The sequence below is a fragment of the Clostridium sp. AF35-15 genome (assembly GCF_003477745.1).
In the GTDB taxonomy this organism is placed as follows: domain Bacteria; phylum Bacillota; class Clostridia; order Lachnospirales; family Lachnospiraceae; genus Otoolea; species Otoolea fessa.
Genome location: NZ_QUDY01000015.1, coordinates 15,806 through 32,875, shown reverse-complemented (window position 1 = coordinate 32,875; position 17,070 = coordinate 15,806). Strand labels below are relative to the sequence as shown.

Sequence of the window (17,070 nt, the reverse complement as noted above, 5' to 3'; positions counted from 1 at the left end):
ACACTACTATGAAATTTCTTTTTCATCATCTCTTGGTAGTCGGACATAACACACCATTTCTTTTTCACAAGCTCCAAATGTTGAGAAATTTAATTTTGCTTCTTTTAGTGTTATTCCATGATTAGAGTCGCTTGGTTCGTTATCAGAAGCAATGAACGGGTCATTCTCCCAAAAACAAACGGGACAGATATACCCACAATCTTCATTTGCCGGAACATTATAGGTAAAATATCCGCAGCAAGGACATTGATATTTCATCATTTCGTATTTTTAGCTCCCCATTATAATTTCATATTTGAATAACAGCAAATTATCAAAAATATCATTCCTAAAATCGCAAGACTTTCGCATATAGAAACTATTTTGAAATTCCTCAAACTCATTTTTCCTTTTTTATATTCGTCATAACACAAATAAATTGTAATCGCTGCAAATACAATCGTTATAATCTCGATAACCGGCATCTATATCCCTCCTAAAATTGATTTGTCGCTCGTCATGCAATCTGAAAGTTATTATTTCAAAATAAAGGGTAGTATTATCATAACAATTCCTGATAGAGCAAATAAAATACCGCCAATTTTTGTGGTTTTCAGATATAACTCAGATGGCTCATCTGCACGATAAGATTTCCATGCTTCTGTTAATTTCCACACTAAATCTGGCTTTAAAAAAATAAACACACCTAAAACAAAAATTATAACTCCACCACTAATAGACCATAACATAGGCGTCCCTCCCGTTATTCAAGTCCAGTTTGTTATTGATTTCATTATACTTTATTACCTATCGAAAAGATAGCGTATTTTATGAAACTTGTCAGATGGGAACAGCTTGCAGCGCAAGGTGTCCCCAGATGGCAAGTCCACAAAAGGGTAGCTGGCGGCAGCCAGCGCAGGGGAAGCGTAGCGTCCCCTGTTTGATTTGGAGCAGACCATGACTGCGGAAAATCACAGCCCTCCGGCGAGGAGCCTTCGGAGAACGCAATGCACCAACCTTTGGGTGGTGTATAATTGCGCCCTTAGTAAACTAAGGGGTTTCCGGCTTCTCACGTTCCAGCAGTTTCTTCAATAGTTCCTGCGTGTCCTGCCTGTGAAAAATGAGTGTCAACAACAGCATGACATCATCATCTGTCAGGCGTTCCGGCTCTTGCAGAAAACTTTCCAGCATACCGCCACGAGTACAGAGCCGGTGCGTCCGTTCCTTTCGGGTAAGCTGCTTTAACTGGTGCTGCAATGCCTTTTCATCATTGATGGCTTTCCGCAGTTTCTTTTCGCTTTTCTCCAGCTCCCGGTTGAGCTTTTCCAGCTTTGAGGTATCAGGCAAGGGCAGCGTCCTCCTTTCCCGGTATCAACACATAAATCCTGTTTGGTTCTCCAACGCCCTGACGCACCCGCATGATAAGTCCGGCGTTTTCCAGTTCATTCAAAGAACGCTTGACCGTCATAGAGCTGCGGGACAGGACTGCGGCAATGGCTGTGACAGGGAAGCAGACAAACAGGATTCCGTTCTCGTCCTCCTGCCCATTGGAGAGCATAGCGTCCAACATCCGGCAGTACATGACCTTTGCGGTGCTGCTGACTGGAAACCCTGTCAACGCTCTTGGAAAAGCCATACAGGGCGGCAATGGTGTGTCTATCGTCATAAATTCAAAATTCATTCGGTGTGTTCCTCCTTTTTCTTTGCTCGTTTGGATAAATAACGGGGGCAGTCAATCACAACCGCCCGGAAGCTCTGCTTGCACCCATGCTGGCATTTCCGGCATAATTCGTTGTAAGTGACACGCCCCCGGTCATTGAGGTAAAAAGAAAGCTCATGCTTCCTCTTTTTGCTCATTCTCGGCATATTGCGCTTCCTTCCGTTTTCGTGTATGGTTTCGGGGCGATTTTCGGCAAAATTACAGCCATAGAGCCGCCTAAAATCTCCCGAAGTATCAGCGATAGGGTAGACTATCCCCCTATCAGATTGTCGTGTTTCGGTATCATTTCGGTGTCAGTTCGCCAGTTCTCCCCGGTGTCGTTCCTCCCCTGAATCTCACAGCGGCGTATCGCTCCCTTTGGTATGCTCGTTTCGGTCAGGGTTCCTCCACATCCCTGCCAAAAGTCATGGCACTACATCGCCGGGGAAGCATATCCCACACAGGCTGGTCATTCGATTGGAATAATCCATCGATGAACTACCTGTATCATAGAACATTTTTGTGCCCTATGCCGTATGTCCACAAAGTAGGAATTAGGGGTAAAAATCAGAAATTTCCACGATTGCGGAATTGATATGGTATAATCAATTCAACGGTTATAAATGTTGTCAGAAGGGGGAACTGCTTCAATGAACGGAGCTACTACAATACAGGAACGGCTAAAAGATTTACGATTAAACAAAGGATTAAAACTGGAAGAACTGGCAGAGCAAACGGGTATTTCAAAATCGGCTCTTGGCAGTTATGAAAAAGATGACTATAAGGAAATCAATCATGGCAACCTTATCCTGCTGGCAGATTTTTATGAGGTGTCCCTCGATTATCTCTTTTGCCGGACAGAGAACCGGGCGGAGATCAACACGCCATTAAGGGAGCTGCATTTGAGTGATGAGATGGTAGCACTTCTGAAAAGCGGTCGGATTAACAACCGTCTGCTGTGTGAACTTGCCACACATAAGGATTTTATCAAGTTTCTTGCAGACATTGAGATTTATGTGGACGGGATTGCCACCATGCAGATTCAAAACCTCAATGCACTTGTTGATACCGTCCGGCATGAAATCATTGAACGGTATCGCCCCGGCGAAGATGACCCCCATTTGAAAGTGCTGCAAGCCGCCCATATCAGTGATGATGAATATTTCAGTCACATGGTACGGGATGACCTCAATCTCATTATCCGGGATATTCGAGAAGCCCATAAAAAGGACAGTGAGAGTGCACCCCAGACCACCGTTGCCAATGAACTGAAAGAAAATCTGGAAGCGGTCGAAAACTTCAAGGGTAGCCGGGATGAAAAGCTCGTTGTCCTTTACTGCAAACAGCTTGGTATCAACTATAAAAATCTGTCAGATGAAGAATTTCGCTGGCTAATTCGGATTCTCAAAAAGTCAAAGAAAATGGGAACGCCTATCAGCCAGAGGAAAAAACGATAAAGAAAAACCGCTGTTGCATGGTTTGTTGGCTTCCATGTAGCAGCGGTTTGTGCTGGGGTTATTCAGTTAAGTTTTCAGAGTGGAAAACTGGAAGTTACAGCACCATTTTCCATAACAATGATGAAATAAATGGTTGAAGGAAGAACATAATAAGTGCTACCGATACACATATTATGTAAAAGTCACCCATTTTTGAATTTGAAAAGATTCGCTTCGTAAAATTATCAGTTATCCTATGTACAATAAAATATCCAATTATAGTACCAACAGTATTTGTAATAATATCGTTTATATCACTCGTTCTAAAAGTAAAAATCTGTGATATTTCAATTAAACTTGTAACTATAAATCCCATTAAGGCAATATTTTTAATGTTTCTAAATTTATCCCACAATATCGGCAAAAAGAAACCAAATGGAACAAATAAAAGTATATTCAAACAAGCATTAATGAAATCCGAAACCATATCCAAAAACGGGATAATGTTCACTGCAAAATCAATTTTCAGAGATGCTATATTAGGAAAGCCTACAAGTGCTAAGACTGCAGTAAAATAAAACCCAAATACCATATAAATAATAGTTCGTTTCCAGCTATGAAAACATAACTTGTTATATATGCACCAAATAGGAATTATAAAAACAGCTGCCGCAACAATTTCGATAAGTGCACTATATATTCTATACACGTTTTTCTACCTCCAAAACTTCTAATTTGTCATAATCATTCTACGCGTGTTTTCCCAATAACAATGTAAAACAACGGTATCATTATAATCATTGCTGCTATGATATGTACATATATGAAACTTTGTGTTCCTGTAACAAGAAACAAACTTGTTATTGTATAATTCCATAACCAATGAAATCCTGTGGGCATCCAAATACTCTTTGTAGTGTAAAACATTTCATTAGCAAATATTCCATATAGAAAAGGAAAAATAAACATTACCAGAACAGAAATATTATCGGTATTAAAAATATGTGGTAGTGTAAAAATAAGTGCAGCTATTACGCAACTCAAATACTTATTTTTACATTTTTGCAGCAACAGCCCAAAAATAATTCCTCTAAAAATAACTTCTTCAATAAAGGACACGAAAAAGTAAAATATGAATTTCCCTTTATGATTCATCAACAGTGATAAAAAATCAGTGTCTTGAAGAATTATATTTGATTTGACTGATGAATAAACTATAAACAATACAATGATTGGCATTATAGCTCCAACTGCAAAATTCAGAAAGTCTATTTTTCTAAAATATAACCCTATGCTTTTTAACATAACGCACCTTTTAACCTCTGATTTGTCATAATCCTGACACCATACTATTATGAATAAATTATCTCATGCAAAACAATTTCTTCTGCCCGATTGTGGATATTATTGCACCGCCGCACCCATTCCATTTGACGGGTACACTTTAATTCCTCGGTTACGCCCTCGGCAATTTTCATCTGCTCCATGATGGTGTCTAACCGTTCCTGTGCCTGTTCGTTCAGGTCTGAAAGATATGTCCATAACTCCCCAGTCAAGGTCAATGTGTTCAATCGGGCTGGATGGATTTCCCTTAAATATTCCCGGTGCAGCCGTCCATACTTTCCAATGGGGCGGTGTTCTTCCGGCAGTTTCAGGTCTGGGATGTAGTAATCTCCAACAAAGATATAATCAATTCCGTTTTCCGTTATTCTTGGTTTCAATTCGCTCATGTTTTAATCTCCTCATTCTGGCTCATTTTTTTGCAAGTCTGGCTCTCCAGAAATATTGGTAAATCTTTGGTAAATTTGAGACTGAAGCACAAAAAACGCTTAAAAACGGGGCTTATGAGACGATTTGAGACTTTTCATCATGCCCGGTAAATCCTGCCGTGGCAGATGAATAATACTTTTATCATTGTTTTATTTCTCCTTGATTTTCCCCGGAATGCCCTGTTTTGCAAGGGATTCCGGGGATTTGTAGAATGTGTGTTTGGGATGGCATCTTGGCAAAATAGGGCAAGATGGAGCAAGTTGTTGCGGGCTGTTAGTAGTAAAATTAGTAGTAAAACGAGGTAGGCTTACTACTAAGGATTTTAAATACACATATCAAACTCTGTAATGGTCTTAACAAATTCTTGTAACTCTGTTAGCGTTGAAAATTCTCTAAATGACTTTTCTTCACTTCTTGGTTGTTGCTGAAGAATCGCATCAAACAAGGCTTCCAAACTCACTCTAGGATTTTTCCACAGCATTGTTTCTTCAAATTTATTACAATACAGAAACATTTTTACATCATAAAATTCAGACCATTTTTTTCTCTGCTCACCTTCATTTTTTGCCAAATTTATAATTGTAAATGGAGCAATATCTTTCATCTGGCTTAAATGATTGGCTGATTTCATCAATTCCACCGCTTCAACATCCGTAACAGGAGCACCATAACCATATACTGTAATCCCCGCCGCCCTAGACAACACAGATTTCGCCAAATTCCATTCATTAACAATTATCGGCTTGCTATTATAGTCTTTCTTTCCTATAGGATATAGCAATGGCATTTGCTCAAGTTCTTTAAAACATTTCGGACAAAGACAATTTGCATACCCTTTTATTTTGCACTCATAGCACAAACCGACTCCAGCATTACCATGCGGAAATATTAACTCAGGTAAATTCCCAACACATATATTTCTTTTATATGCTTGCATCAAAAATGGATCCCAGTTAAATGATATTATTGCATCTTTTTCAGTCAACGACAAAATCAAATAATCATATAATGTTGGTTCATCTGGAATCTGCAATTTGCTAAAATAATCGCACACTTCATATTCTAATTTTTTCTGTAAATCTCTATACTCAGTTTTTCCATTTATATCAGAAAATAATTTTTCAAAATCCTCCATCTGTTCATCCGAAAAATTATATTTTTTCAATTCATCCGTAAGGCCAAGAATGTTGTGTATATTTTTTAATAATGGAACTTTCTTTCCATTTTTATCTATCTCACAAGCAGCAATAGATGCACCTGCACCTACAATGACCACATGCGGATCTATCAAACGCTTTCCTACATGATTCGGTAATCTATATGGTAAAATATCTTGAAGTGACATTTGATAACCTCCTATCTGCAGCCATTATAAATGAGCTAACTAATGCTGCTTAATTTCCCAACATATTAGCCTTTGAATATAATGTTTTAATGGTTTCCATAACTTCATCTGAACTGAGGATTTTCTTCAATGCATCTTTAAATTCATCTATATTTTTACATTCATACTGCGGGCAAAAAAAATCCATATCCTCAGAGAAAGATTTCCCTACTGAAATCGCAACTGGATAATTCTGTTCAAAATTAGAATACATAATTAGCACTGTCTTACTATAGTCATCCAATGCCGGAACTATTACATTAAATATTGTTGCTGCACCATATTCAACTTCATGATTTGTCACTTTCATATAAATAGGTTTTCCATAAAGCACAAATCCCGTTTTATCTCCTAATGCAGATATCTGCTCTTTTAAGATTGTTTCTGGAAAGTCGCTAGTATTTTTTTCCAAATCTTTTACATTTTTAAATCCCCATAAATCTATAGCCATATTTTCATCCTCCTATAATTTCAAATTTTATTGGCAAATGATCAGAATATTTTTCTTTATCAATTGTTGTATTGGGAACAAAGTTGTGATTCTCTGTCTTTTCTATTATTTCAAAGTAGTCCCAGTTAAACTTATCAATATAACATGGTCTTAATAATACTGAATCAAATGAATACCAGTATATTGCATGGTCATCTTTGTCTCCTGAATTATAGTAAGAACCTTGAACTAATTTATTTGCACCCATTAAAGCCCAGATAGGATTAAAATAAAGATATGTTGTTCTCCCATCAATTTTTCTAGTTTTCTTAGCCGCATGACTAGCTGACATTGTTGCATTAAAACCATAACCGCTACATATTCCAGCCTCATATGGTTGCATATTAAAATCCCCTACTATAATTGTCCGTTTTTCATTATTTTCAAAAAATTCTTGTTCATATTTATTCAATTCCCTAGCTATGTCATTCGCACGGTTATATTGTGCCTCATTAGATTTTGTCTTTTTACTCAAAAGATGAACAACTACTAATAGACAATCAACTTTATCATATTTTTTTATCTTATAAATGGAATAATGCCCATCTTCTTTATATGGAATAATCTTAATTTCTTTCTTTGCCAACACTCTAATATCATTTTGCGGGCTAATCTGAATATCGTTCCATTCATTACCACTTAATTTGAGATGATTCAATATTGCAGTTATATCCAAATTTTCAGCTTCAGCCAAAGAAACTATATCTAATTGATTTTCCTTTATCATATCAATTAGTGGACTAATTAGATTTTTATTATATATGTTCCAAAATAGAATTTTGATTATTCTCACCTCTTTTTCATATAAACTTCCAATTATATTATACCAATAGATTATTTGCAACGGTGTACAAAGGGAACATAATAAAAAACTTAATAATGGACTGCCAATCTTACACAAAGTACCGCCCAAACGAGACTACGGGCGGTATTTTTGTATCATGGCGGAGAAAGGAGGAACTTCCCACGGGGGCTTGACTGAAAAGTTGAGCCCCTTTTTTCATGCCAAAAAACAGGAGGTAAATGCTTATGGCAGATGATAAAACCACAAAAACGCCGGAACAGCCGGTAACGGATAGCGGGCCGGGCAAGGAAACACCGCCTAATCCCCCAAAAGAGTCGGAGAAGGTTTCCGTTTCCCCGGAGCCGGAAAAAAAGACGGAACCAGAGGTAAAGACCCCACAGGTTTCTGTCTATAACTTCGCTGAAATTATGAAGGAAAAGAAAGCCGAGGAACGAGCGGCAGCTCCCGGCGTGGAAAAGCCTGACCCGGCAAAAGCGGAGAAACCGGAAAAGCAGCCGGAGGCTCCGAAAAAAGCAGAGGAAAAACCCAAAGAGCCGGAACAGCCGAAGCGCCGGGGCCGTCCCCCGAAAGCAGATAAGGACAAGGACGCAGCCTCGAAATCCAAAGCTCCCGCACAGAAAACGGAAAAGGCGGTCAAAAAGGAACCGGAGAAAAAAACGGCTCCAACGGTACAGGCCGCTCCCGCTCCGAAGGAACCCGAAAAACCGAAGGATGCTCCACGCCGGGGCAAGGAGCAGATCGTCTATATCAAGCTGAACGAACTCCACGCCTTCAAGAACCATCCCTTTGAAGTCCGGGACGATGAAGAAATGCGGGCTATGGTGTCCAGCGTTAAGGACAAGGGCGTGACCCAGCCCGCTATCGTCCGTCCCCGTGAGGATGGCGGCTATGAGATCGTGTCCGGCCACCGCCGCCAGAAAGCCAGCGAGCTTGCCGGATATGCGGATATGCCCTGTATCGTCCGAAACCTGACAGACGATGAAGCCATCACGCAGATGGTCGAGGATAATCTCAACCAGCGTGAAGAAATCCTCCCCAGTGAGCGGGCCAAAGCCTTGAAAATGCAGCTTGAGGCTATCAAGCACCAGGGCTCCCGCACTTCGGGCCAGATTGACCCGAAGGACGCAGGAAAACGCTCCAACGAAATTGTGGCCGAGCGTAATAAGATGGCGGTCAAACAGGTGCAGCGGTATATCCGGCTCAATGAGCTGGTTCCCGACTTGATGAAGCTGATGGATGAAAAAAAACTGGGCTTTACTACGGCGGTGGAGCTTTCCTATATCGGCAAGAAGAACCAGAACTATATCGCCGTTGCCATTGACAGCCAGCAGTCCTCGCCTTCACAGGCGCAGGCAAAGCGTATGCGGGAACTGGACGAAAAGAAGCTGCTCAACGGGGATGTGATCGACGGCATTATGATGGAGGACAAAAAGGAGGTAGACAAAGTGATTTTGACAGGTGCGGAACTGAGCAAGTATTTCGGCAAGGAAACTACGCCGAGGGAAATGAAGGACCAGATCATCAAGCTGCTGGACGACTGGAAGGGTCAGCAGAAGGAACACGAAAAACCGGAGAAGAAAACCGAACAGGAAAAGTAAGCTAAAACTTCGGGTCAGCATGGCCCGAGGATTGCGGGGCTCTGCCCCGCGCCCCGAAGCTCTGGAGATATAAATGATTCCCCGTCGCCAGTTATTCCGTAGCATAGCCGGGAAAATCAGTCAAGGGCAGCGCCGCCGCAGGCGGTGCCAGAGGCACCCTTGACGGATTTCTCCCGGTTATGCTTTTTCCCGGTCAAGCGACGGGGATATAAATTCTCCAGAGCCGTTCCCCTTCCCGGGGGAAGGGGCGGAGGGATTGGGCGAACTCTTGCTTTTCCCTAAACCAAAACAGAAATGGAGGCTCAACCAATGAAACGACCTTTAGCGTACCTGACCGCCGCATGGAGCGGCGAGCCGGATGTTGATATGGAGCTGGCGGCTCACTACTGCCGCCTTGCTTATGAGGCGGGCTTTTCCCCGATCTGCCCGCTCTTGTACCTGCCGCTGTTTTTGAATGACAGCGTTCCCGAGGAACATAAGGCCGGGATTGATATGCGCCGGGATATGCTGCGGCGTTCTCATACCCTGATCGTCTGCGGCAGCGTTGTGGACGAGGATGTGAAAAACGATATTGCGGTTGCCGGACGGCTGGGCATTGCGGCGACAACGCTGGAAGGGGTGCTTGCCGTGAAGGGACACGGCACCCCGGGCCATGCCGGACATTAAGCTGGGGAGCCTTTTCGACGGGATCGGCGTGTTCCCTCTGGCTGCTTCCCGGTGCGGTATCCGTCCGGTCTGGGCCAGCGAGATTGAAAAAGCGCCCATCTCCATAACCAAAAGGCACTTTCCCGATATGGCGCATTTGGGAGATATTACGAAGGTGGACGGCGGGAAAATCCCGCCGGTCCATGTGATAACCTTCGGTTCCCCCTGTCAGAACCTTTCTCTGATCGGCAACCGCTCCGGCCTTGCCGGGGCAAAATCAAGCCTGTTCTATCAGGCGTTTCGTATCATACAGGAAATGAGGGATGCTACTGATAACCTATATCCAGCTATCGCTGTTTGGGAAAACGTCATGGGAGCGTTTTCTACAAATGACCGGATGGACTTTAGAGCCGTCCTATCCGCCTTCTCGGACACCGAAGTTCCAATGCCTCCTTCGGGAAGATGGGGAAATGCCGGAATGGTGCGAGGGGGAACGCCTGATGTGTGCTGGCGGCTCATGGACGCCCAGTATTGGGCAGGCACCCGAAGGCTGGCACGAAGGCAGCGGATTTTCGTCGTGGCGGATTTTGGAGGCAGACGTGCCGCAGACATACTATTTAAGCCCCGTCCAATGCTCCCACTTCCTCCGCCTTGCGGAGAGGGCGGGCGGGCCGCCGCCGAAGGAGATCGAACAGCTTCTTTTGAAACAGGGCGGCAGATACCAGTCATCCACCCCTTTCAGTGCTTCCGTATGCGGGGAGCGGCAAAAAGGCAGGAAGAAACGGCCTTCCGAAACAGCTTCGGATTACCAACTGACCCTTTTCCCACTCTTTTAGCCAGTGACGTGACGCCCTTCGCCTTCTGGTATGAGGGCGACCCGGAGGGCGGCTGTATCCGTTTTCTGACGGAAACGGAAAGCGAACGGCTGATGGGGCTGCCAGAGGGCTGGACAAAGTACGGGGCGGACGGCGTGGAGATCCGGCCTCTGCAACGCTACAAGGCGCTGGGGAACGCGATTGCCCTCCCTTGCGCCGATTACATTATGGCCGGGATCTATGAGGTGCTGGCTGATCGGGCCGGAAAGGAGGAATGAGCCCATGTTTGAAGCCTATATAACCAACACCGCCCTGTACCCCTTGATGGGGATTGAGGTAGGGACAACGGTACATTTCCCCACGACGACACAGGAGTTGCAGGCCGCCCTTGCCAAAATCGGGATAGACGGGAAACGGTACAGCGAAGTGTTCTTTACCAGCTTTGACAGCGATGTGCTGGGGCTCTACGATCATCTCTACGAATGTGAGAACATCGACGAGCTGAACGAGCTGGGCCACGCCCTGCTGGAAGTACGGGATAAGGGCGGACTGGAAACCTTTGAAGCCGCTCTTGTCTTGGGAAACCACACACGGAGCGTGAAGGATTTGATAAACCTGACGCAGAACCTTGACCTTTACCGCTTTTACCCGGATATTTCCGATGATGAAGGGCTGGGCCGCCTTTACGCCGACGAGCTTGGGACCATCGACATACCGGAGCACATTCAGAACTACTTCGATTATGAAGCATACGGGCGGGATGTGCGTATCAACGAGGGCGGCGTATTCGCTCCCGGTGGATATGTGTCGGCAGTCCCGGAGGGCTTCAAGGAGTATTACCACGGGCCGCAGGACATTCCGCCGGAACACCGGATATTTGCCTATCCTGAAAAGGCCGAACCTGTCCACTCCATTCTCGTTGCACTCAAACGGTTTCAAGAAGCCCCGCCCGCTCCGAAAAAGGACAAGGCGGGGCCTTCCCATGAAGAACGGTAGGACTTCGGGCCAGCATGGCCCGAAGCATGAAGGAGGTGCATACCATCAACTATTACCCTATCAATGAAGGAGCCGCCCGCCGGGCAAAGGAAATGAACAGCTTTTCCGACTACAAGGAAGGGAGCGCAACGGCGGAATACCGGGCAATGGTGGACAAGGCCGCCGCCATAGCGGAAAAGCAGAAATCCCGGGTGGCCCCCATGTACCATGAGAAGATCGACCATTTGTTAGACACCTATGCCCGAAAGCTGGCTGAAAACATGAACCAGGGCTTTGCCATTGACGCAAGGGTTCCCTCTGTGATGATCGCCGGACCTGCCAATTTCCCGGTGGGGAAGAAGGAAAAACAGAACCGGGCCCGGGACAGCAACATGGAGGAATGGCAGTATATTCAAGGGCTGCTGGATAAGATACGCAGTACCGGCATGGGCGGGATCAGCGCCGATGACCCGGCAGCGATTGAAAAGCTCCAGAAGAAGCTGGACGGGCTGGAACGCTCCCAGCTCATTATGAAGGAGGTCAACGCCTATTACCGCAAGCATGGCAAACTGGATGGCTGTGCGCTGCTGTCGCCGGACCAGATCGAAAAGCTGAAAGCAAGCATGGCGTCAAGCTGGCGGAGCGACCCGAGGCCCTTTGAAAGCTACCAGCTTACCAACAACAACGCGGAGATCCGCCGGGTAAAGGCCCGTATCGAACAGCTTTCCAAACAGGCACAGCAGGAATTTTCCGGCTGGGAGTTCGATGGGGGTCGTGTGGAAATGAACCGGGAGGACAACCGCTTGCAGGTGTTCTTTGACGGAAAGCCTGACGCGGACACCCGGGCCGAGCTGAAAAGCAGCGGCTTTCGTTGGGCTCCCAGCGTGGGTGCATGGCAGAGGCAGCTCACGGACAACGCCATCCGGGCGGCTGACCGGCTGGAATGTATCAAGCCGCTGTCCGGCGAAAAGCCCTCCCAGCTTCAAAAGAAGCCCTCTATCTTGCAGACCATGCGGGAACAGGGCGAAAAAGTCCAGACGGAGCCGGAAAAGAAAGCTCCGTCCGGCAGGGATGCCGAGCGGTAAGCCTCGGGCCACATTGGCCCGAGGCTTTCTGTTCGCCGAGATTGTACGGGGGCCTCCCGGATAGCGGGAACCCCGACGGAAAGGAGGTTTTATGCAGGAAGAAGTAAACCAAAAAACGGTTGCCCTTTCGATCAGGACAACGAAGCTCACGGGAAAAGTGCTGGCTGCCGCTCTTGGGAAGGTGGTGCGGACGCTGCAAAAGCACCACCGGAAGGCGCTGACCCCACAGGGACGCCAGAGTGTGAAAAAGCTGATGAACCACTATGGCGGCAAAAGCGCCATGCCCTATGTGGGAGCCCCGAAGGATTTTGACCGGATCGCGAAGGAGTTCCATGTGGACTACGCTTTCCATAAAGTGAGCCCCGGCCATTACCTGCTGTTTTTCAAAGCCAATCAGGCGGACGCTATCACGGCGGCCTTCCAGAAGTACAGTGCAAAGGTGCTGGACAAAGAGCAGGACAAGCCTTCTATCCTCGGCCAGCTTCGGAAATTCACGGAGCAGATCAGGACGCAGGCAAAGGAGAAGCAGCGGACCAGAGAGGCGGTGAAGGACGGACGTTGAGTGACAAGATCAGAAAATATGTGCTCCCCAACCTGCCGTACCTCTTTGTGTTCTGGTTTTTTTCCAAAATCGGGACGGCCTACCGGACTGCACCCGGCACAGACTTCGGGACAAAGCTCATGGGGATGCTCGACACCTTCCCGAAAGCCTTTGAAACCTACTGGCCGGGGCTGGGCGGTATTGACCTGCTGGTGGGCCTTGCCGGTGCGGCTGGGATGTATCTGCTGATACAGTCAAAGATCAGGAAGGCAAAAAAATTCCGGCGGGATGCGGAGTACGGCACCGCCCGCTTTGGAACAAAGGAGGATATAAAGCCGTTTGTAGACCCTAAATTTCAGAACAATGTCATTTTAACCGGGACGGAGTTCCTTACCATGAACACCCGTCCGAAGGTACCTGCCAATGCCCGGAACCTAAACGCCTGTGTCATCGGCTCGTCCGGCTCGGGAAAGACAAGGTTCTGGCTGACCCCGCAGCTCCTTCAAGCCCATTCCTCGTATGTGGTGGTAGACCCGAAGGGCGGCACCCTCGACCAGTGCGGGCGGTTCCTGCAAAGGGAAAAATACAGGGTGCGGGTGTTCAACAGTATCGACTTCTCCAAATCCATGCACTACAATCCGCTGGCCTATATCAAGACGGAAAGCGATGTTTTGAAATTCGTTACCGCCCTGATTGCCAATACCAAAGGCGATGGCAAGGAGGGCGACGAGTTCTGGACAAAAGCCGAAACCCTTTTGTACTGCGCCCTTGTGGCCTATATCGTCTTTGAGGGGCCGGAGGAAGAACGCAACATGAATACGCTGGTGGAAATGATAAACAGCATGGAAGTCCGGGAAGATGACGAAACCTTCAAAAATGCGGTTGACTATATGTTCGATGGGCTGGAACGCCGCAGTCCCCAGCACTTCGCTGTGAGACAGTATAAGAAATACAAGCTGGCCAGCGGCAAGACAGCTAAAAGCATACTGATTAGCTGCGGAGCCAGACTTGCCCCCTTTGACATTCCCCAGCTTCGGGAGATCATGTCCTATGACGAACTGGAGCTTGATAAGCTGGGGGATGAAAAATCAGCGCTGTTCTTCCTTATCAGCGACACGGACACCACCTACAACTTTTTGGTTGCCCTCGCTTTTTCGCAGATGTTCAACCTTCTGTGTGAACGGGCTGACAATACCTATGGCGGGCGTCTGCCCTACCATGTGCGGGTGCTGTGGGACGAGGCTGCCAACACCGGGCAGGTGCCGGGGCTGGAGAAAATTGTGGCTGTCATCCGTTCCCGTGAGATCAGCCTGACACTCTTTTATCAGGCTATGAGCCAGTGCAAGGCATTGTACAAGGACCATTCTGAAACCATCATGGGCAACATGGACAGTATCGTGTTCCTCGGAGGCCGGGAGGCTTCCACCCTAAAGGATATTTCGGAAAACTGGCTGGGCAAGGCCACCATCTCCATGCAGACCGAAGGCCGGAGCCGGGGGCAGTCTGAAAGTTACAGCCAGAATATGCAGCGGCTTGGCCGGGAGCTGATGACTACCAGCGAGATCACCACCATGCCCGGGGATAAATGTATCTTGCAGCTTCGGGGGCTCCCGCCCTTCCTGTCCCCGAAGTATGACTTGAAAAAGCACCCGAATTACAAGTACACAGCCGAATTTGATAAAAAGAAAAACGCCTTCCGCTTGGAAAGCCTGTTCCGCCACCGGCCATTGAGACTAAAGCCGGAGGACGAATACACGGTGTACGAAGTGGACGGCTCCGACACGGACGAAGAAGCTGACCTGTTGAACTTCGATGATCTGGACAGCGACGAGTTCGTGTAACTTCGGGCCATGATGACCCGAAGCGCCGCCGATGTGGGCGGCTTTTTTTGTACCCAAAACCATCAAACAAACAAAATGGAGGAACGTATATGGAATTTTTCAATCAGGCAATCGACATTCTTAAAATTCTGGTCATGGCTCTTGGCGCCGGTCTGGCGGTGTGGGGTGTCATCAACCTTCTGGAAGGTTACGGGTCGGACAACCCTGCGGCAAATGCTTATGTGTCATAAAGTAGCATATAAAAATTGATATGCAGCCCTACTATTCCAAACAAACATTGTTAAAAATGACGAAATCTTTTGAGGTTTTACATATCATATCGTGAATAACGCTTGATTTATCGGCATTTTCATGGTAACATTATCCTAAGATATAGTGTAGAAATGTATACAAGGATACTTAGTTGAAAGGAGGGAAATTTGGTGGACTATTTATGGGTGTTGGTATTATTGATTTTGGGAGTTTGTATGGTCTGTTATCCTAAAATATTATGGAAAATAGAAAATTTATTCACAGTAAAAAATGGTGAACCAACCGAACTATATTTAGTATTAATGCGGATTGGTGGTGTATTTTTTATTATTTGTTCAGTTGGTATGATTATATATCTAATTATAAAATGAAACACCCTTATAGTTCTTAAATTGTATCCTATTATTCGAATTCAATAATTTCAAGAAAGGAGTGAACTGTATGAATAAGATATTTAAAAAGGTTATATCATTGGCACTTATAGGAACGCTATGTATAGGTGCAAGTACGACGACTTTTGCAAGTGAGTTATCGCCGGAAGCAAAGGCAGAAGCGACACAAACTAATGAAAGTGAGCGGAAAGTAAATTGGTGGCAAGTTGGTTGGAAAGTTTTATCCGACTATTTTGAAAAACTTATCGATCTTGATGGACAGAGCGTAAAAGATAGTAATTGGGCATATCTTGTGTCTCCGAGTATTGAATTTAATACTGGCGAGATGGGAAATGAAGTATACTTTAAACCAGAAGTAAATAATTCAGTTGGTTCAATGCGTATGCATGGACATCGAGTGATTTTTGTTGATATTTAATGGAAAAAATAGAAAGCATTGAGAATATTTCATAATTTCTTGAAAGTACTCTCAGTGCTTTCTTTGATAATATGAAAGGAGAAATAAATGCAAAAAAAACAACTTTCTGTATTAGTACTAATTATTTTATGCTTTTTATTAGGATGTAACAGAGAAACACCAAAAGATGAATCTCAACAAAATTATGAAGATGAATCTAATATTTCTAAAACAAATGGAGAAGAACTTGTAAATATAAACAGTGAATTGTTAGGTTCGACTCCTTTTGATATCCAAATCGATAAAACAGCATTGCAGACTAGAAAAGAAACAGAAACAGAAGTTACAATAAAGACAAATTTAACAGACTGGGGTTATACTGTTTCTTCTGAAAAAGGGAAAATATCTGATATAAATAAAAATTCATTCATATATATAGCACCTAAAGATGAGAGGGATGATACTATAAAAATACAATTATCGGACTATGAAAATGGCATATCATATGAATATACAATTCCACTTATTTTTGCGGGAAACAATGAACATTCTTTAGATAAATTCAAGGAAAATCTTTCAAGATTACCTAATAGTTAGTAAAGAGTCGATAGACTAAAGTACCACCATCCTCTTTTATTTCAACTGAATATCCATCCCGCCGCACCGCAGCGGCACATGAAGCAGTAAATCCGAAAAAGATTTGCTGCTTTTTTTGCGTCCATTTTTGGCAAATTTCCAAAAGTTCCGTATTAGACAGTGAAACCAAAAAAGGCTGCCATTTTTTTCAGACAGCGGGCAAAACGCAGCTTCCGAAACGCCTTATTGTCGGGAAAGACCGAGCCGCCGGAAAAGTTCTTGCCGGAAAGTCCGTCCATTCTGCTCTTTTGTGGTTTGTAGGGAGTAAGGGAAAAACGCCAGCCCGCAGCCTTTTATAAAAAAAGCTGGTTATAGATTTTCTGAAAAAGT

23 protein-coding genes and 1 pseudogene are annotated in these 17,070 nt (G+C 45.0%); 12 read left to right on the top strand and 12 right to left on the bottom strand.

Going from position 1 to position 17,070, the window contains the following annotated elements:
- Positions 1–6: 6 nt before the first annotated feature.
- The 6 genes from DWZ76_RS13860 to DWZ76_RS13835 all read right to left on the bottom strand — a co-directional run bounded on the left by DWZ76_RS13860 (position 7) and on the right by DWZ76_RS13835 (position 1,845).
- Positions 7–261 carry a CPCC family cysteine-rich protein gene (locus DWZ76_RS13860; RefSeq protein WP_118472994.1) on the bottom strand — a complete coding sequence of 85 codons (255 nt, stop codon included), beginning with the start codon at positions 259–261 and terminating at the stop codon, positions 7–9.
- A gap of 20 nt (positions 262–281) precedes the next feature.
- A complete protein-coding gene (locus tag DWZ76_RS13855) occupies positions 282–464 on the bottom strand; it encodes a hypothetical protein (RefSeq protein WP_118468454.1) in 183 nt (60 codons plus the stop codon).
- A gap of 51 nt (positions 465–515) precedes the next feature.
- Positions 516–728, bottom strand: a complete 213-nt coding sequence (locus DWZ76_RS13850) for a DUF6199 family natural product biosynthesis protein (RefSeq protein ID WP_118468456.1) — start codon at positions 726–728, stop codon at positions 516–518.
- A 301-nt stretch (positions 729–1,029) separates the two neighbouring features.
- A complete protein-coding gene (locus DWZ76_RS13845) occupies positions 1,030–1,326 on the bottom strand; it encodes a DUF3847 domain-containing protein (protein WP_002584328.1) in 297 nt (98 codons plus the stop codon).
- Complete coding sequence (locus tag DWZ76_RS13840; RefSeq protein ID WP_005930726.1) at positions 1,319–1,660, bottom strand: DeoR family transcriptional regulator; 342 nt, start codon at positions 1,658–1,660, stop codon at positions 1,319–1,321. The genes DWZ76_RS13845 and DWZ76_RS13840 overlap by 8 nt, the downstream gene beginning before the upstream one ends.
- Positions 1,657–1,845, bottom strand: a complete 189-nt coding sequence (locus DWZ76_RS13835) for a hypothetical protein (RefSeq protein WP_002304353.1) — start codon at positions 1,843–1,845, stop codon at positions 1,657–1,659. Before DWZ76_RS13835 ends, DWZ76_RS13840 begins: the two co-directional genes overlap by 4 nt.
- 483 nt (positions 1,846–2,328) lie before the next feature.
- Here DWZ76_RS13835 and DWZ76_RS13825 point away from each other — a divergent pair, with 483 nt between their 5' ends.
- Positions 2,329–3,135 (top strand): helix-turn-helix transcriptional regulator, encoded by an 807-nt coding sequence (locus DWZ76_RS13825; RefSeq protein ID WP_118468458.1) that lies wholly within the window; start codon positions 2,329–2,331, stop codon positions 3,133–3,135.
- A 94-nt stretch (positions 3,136–3,229) separates the two neighbouring features.
- Here DWZ76_RS13825 and DWZ76_RS13820 read toward each other — a convergent pair whose 3' ends face one another.
- The 6 genes from DWZ76_RS13820 to DWZ76_RS13795 all read right to left on the bottom strand — a co-directional run bounded on the left by DWZ76_RS13820 (position 3,230) and on the right by DWZ76_RS13795 (position 7,551).
- Positions 3,230–3,823 carry a VanZ family protein gene (locus DWZ76_RS13820; RefSeq protein WP_118468460.1) on the bottom strand — a complete coding sequence of 198 codons (594 nt, stop codon included), beginning with the start codon at positions 3,821–3,823 and terminating at the stop codon, positions 3,230–3,232.
- A 35-nt stretch (positions 3,824–3,858) separates the two neighbouring features.
- Entirely contained in the window at positions 3,859–4,419 is a 561-nt protein-coding gene (locus DWZ76_RS13815; RefSeq protein ID WP_118468462.1) for a CPBP family intramembrane glutamic endopeptidase, read from the bottom strand.
- A 47-nt stretch (positions 4,420–4,466) separates the two neighbouring features.
- On the bottom strand, positions 4,467–4,844 hold the full coding sequence (locus tag DWZ76_RS13810) for a TnpV protein (RefSeq protein ID WP_118468464.1): 378 nt from the start codon (positions 4,842–4,844) through the stop codon (positions 4,467–4,469).
- 362 nt (positions 4,845–5,206) lie between these two features.
- On the bottom strand, positions 5,207–6,229 hold the full coding sequence (locus tag DWZ76_RS13805; RefSeq protein WP_118468466.1) for a hypothetical protein: 1,023 nt from the start codon (positions 6,227–6,229) through the stop codon (positions 5,207–5,209).
- 49 nt (positions 6,230–6,278) lie between these two features.
- Complete coding sequence (locus tag DWZ76_RS13800) at positions 6,279–6,719, bottom strand: hypothetical protein (protein WP_118468468.1); 441 nt, start codon at positions 6,717–6,719, stop codon at positions 6,279–6,281.
- Between the two features lie 4 nt (positions 6,720–6,723).
- On the bottom strand, positions 6,724–7,551 hold the full coding sequence (locus DWZ76_RS13795; RefSeq protein WP_118472993.1) for an endonuclease/exonuclease/phosphatase family protein: 828 nt from the start codon (positions 7,549–7,551) through the stop codon (positions 6,724–6,726).
- 230 nt (positions 7,552–7,781) lie between these two features.
- Here DWZ76_RS13795 and DWZ76_RS13785 point away from each other — a divergent pair, with 230 nt between their 5' ends.
- From DWZ76_RS13785 to DWZ76_RS13735, 11 genes and pseudogenes are all read left to right on the top strand, one after another.
- Positions 7,782–9,161 (top strand): ParB/RepB/Spo0J family partition protein, encoded by a 1,380-nt coding sequence (locus DWZ76_RS13785; protein ID WP_107001186.1) that lies wholly within the window; start codon positions 7,782–7,784, stop codon positions 9,159–9,161.
- Positions 9,162–9,470: 309 nt separating this feature from the next.
- Positions 9,471–9,827 (top strand): hypothetical protein, encoded by a 357-nt coding sequence (locus DWZ76_RS13780; RefSeq protein ID WP_009901612.1) that lies wholly within the window; start codon positions 9,471–9,473, stop codon positions 9,825–9,827.
- Complete coding sequence (locus DWZ76_RS13775) at positions 9,814–10,899, top strand: DNA cytosine methyltransferase (RefSeq protein WP_107001185.1); 1,086 nt, start codon at positions 9,814–9,816, stop codon at positions 10,897–10,899. The genes DWZ76_RS13780 and DWZ76_RS13775 overlap by 14 nt, the downstream gene beginning before the upstream one ends.
- A 4-nt stretch (positions 10,900–10,903) precedes the next feature.
- The gene (locus tag DWZ76_RS13770; RefSeq protein ID WP_107001184.1) at positions 10,904–11,617 is read left to right on the top strand and encodes an antirestriction protein ArdA; all 714 of its coding nucleotides are present in this window, start codon (positions 10,904–10,906) and stop codon (positions 11,615–11,617) included.
- Positions 11,618–11,631: 14 nt separating this feature from the next.
- Entirely contained in the window at positions 11,632–12,681 is a 1,050-nt protein-coding gene (locus tag DWZ76_RS13765) for a hypothetical protein (RefSeq protein WP_107001183.1), read from the top strand.
- A gap of 91 nt (positions 12,682–12,772) precedes the next feature.
- Positions 12,773–13,243, top strand: coding sequence for a PcfB family protein (locus DWZ76_RS13760; RefSeq protein WP_107001182.1), 471 nt, complete (start codon positions 12,773–12,775; stop codon positions 13,241–13,243).
- The gene (locus DWZ76_RS13755) at positions 13,240–15,063 is read left to right on the top strand and encodes a VirD4-like conjugal transfer protein, CD1115 family (protein WP_107001181.1); all 1,824 of its coding nucleotides are present in this window, start codon (positions 13,240–13,242) and stop codon (positions 15,061–15,063) included. Before DWZ76_RS13760 ends, DWZ76_RS13755 begins: the two co-directional genes overlap by 4 nt.
- 89 nt (positions 15,064–15,152) lie before the next feature.
- Positions 15,153–15,281: pseudogene (locus DWZ76_RS13750) on the top strand (Maff2 family protein); the annotation flags it as partial.
- Between the two features lie 204 nt (positions 15,282–15,485).
- On the top strand, positions 15,486–15,686 hold the full coding sequence (locus DWZ76_RS13745) for a DUF6199 family natural product biosynthesis protein (protein ID WP_117659859.1): 201 nt from the start codon (positions 15,486–15,488) through the stop codon (positions 15,684–15,686).
- Between the two features lie 70 nt (positions 15,687–15,756).
- A complete protein-coding gene (locus DWZ76_RS13740) occupies positions 15,757–16,125 on the top strand; it encodes a hypothetical protein (protein ID WP_117659805.1) in 369 nt (122 codons plus the stop codon).
- A gap of 87 nt (positions 16,126–16,212) precedes the next feature.
- Positions 16,213–16,701 (top strand): hypothetical protein, encoded by a 489-nt coding sequence (locus tag DWZ76_RS13735; protein WP_002569239.1) that lies wholly within the window; start codon positions 16,213–16,215, stop codon positions 16,699–16,701.
- The last annotated feature ends 369 nt before the right edge of the window (positions 16,702–17,070 follow it).

Coding starts and splice junctions, on each gene's coding strand:
- DWZ76_RS13860 (WP_118472994.1), bottom strand. CDS start 261: ATGATGAAATATCAATGTCCTTGCTGCGGATATTTTACCTATAATGTT.
- DWZ76_RS13855 (WP_118468454.1), bottom strand. CDS start 464: ATGCCGGTTATCGAGATTATAACGATTGTATTTGCAGCGATTACAATT.
- DWZ76_RS13850 (WP_118468456.1), bottom strand. CDS start 728: ATGTTATGGTCTATTAGTGGTGGAGTTATAATTTTTGTTTTAGGTGTG.
- DWZ76_RS13840 (WP_005930726.1), bottom strand. CDS start 1,660: ATGAATTTTGAATTTATGACGATAGACACACCATTGCCGCCCTGTATG.
- DWZ76_RS13835 (WP_002304353.1), bottom strand. CDS start 1,845: ATGCCGAGAATGAGCAAAAAGAGGAAGCATGAGCTTTCTTTTTACCTC.
- DWZ76_RS13825 (WP_118468458.1), top strand. CDS start 2,329: ATGAACGGAGCTACTACAATACAGGAACGGCTAAAAGATTTACGATTA.
- DWZ76_RS13815 (WP_118468462.1), bottom strand. CDS start 4,419: ATGTTAAAAAGCATAGGGTTATATTTTAGAAAAATAGACTTTCTGAAT.
- DWZ76_RS13810 (WP_118468464.1), bottom strand. CDS start 4,844: ATGAGCGAATTGAAACCAAGAATAACGGAAAACGGAATTGATTATATC.
- DWZ76_RS13805 (WP_118468466.1), bottom strand. CDS start 6,229: ATGTCACTTCAAGATATTTTACCATATAGATTACCGAATCATGTAGGA.
- DWZ76_RS13800 (WP_118468468.1), bottom strand. CDS start 6,719: ATGGCTATAGATTTATGGGGATTTAAAAATGTAAAAGATTTGGAAAAA.
- DWZ76_RS13785 (WP_107001186.1), top strand. CDS start 7,782: ATGCTTATGGCAGATGATAAAACCACAAAAACGCCGGAACAGCCGGTA.
- DWZ76_RS13780 (WP_009901612.1), top strand. CDS start 9,471: ATGAAACGACCTTTAGCGTACCTGACCGCCGCATGGAGCGGCGAGCCG.
- DWZ76_RS13775 (WP_107001185.1), top strand. CDS start 9,814: ATGCCGGACATTAAGCTGGGGAGCCTTTTCGACGGGATCGGCGTGTTC.
- DWZ76_RS13770 (WP_107001184.1), top strand. CDS start 10,904: ATGTTTGAAGCCTATATAACCAACACCGCCCTGTACCCCTTGATGGGG.
- DWZ76_RS13765 (WP_107001183.1), top strand. CDS start 11,632: ATGGCCCGAAGCATGAAGGAGGTGCATACCATCAACTATTACCCTATC.
- DWZ76_RS13760 (WP_107001182.1), top strand. CDS start 12,773: ATGCAGGAAGAAGTAAACCAAAAAACGGTTGCCCTTTCGATCAGGACA.
- DWZ76_RS13740 (WP_117659805.1), top strand. CDS start 15,757: ATGAATAAGATATTTAAAAAGGTTATATCATTGGCACTTATAGGAACG.
- DWZ76_RS13735 (WP_002569239.1), top strand. CDS start 16,213: ATGCAAAAAAAACAACTTTCTGTATTAGTACTAATTATTTTATGCTTT.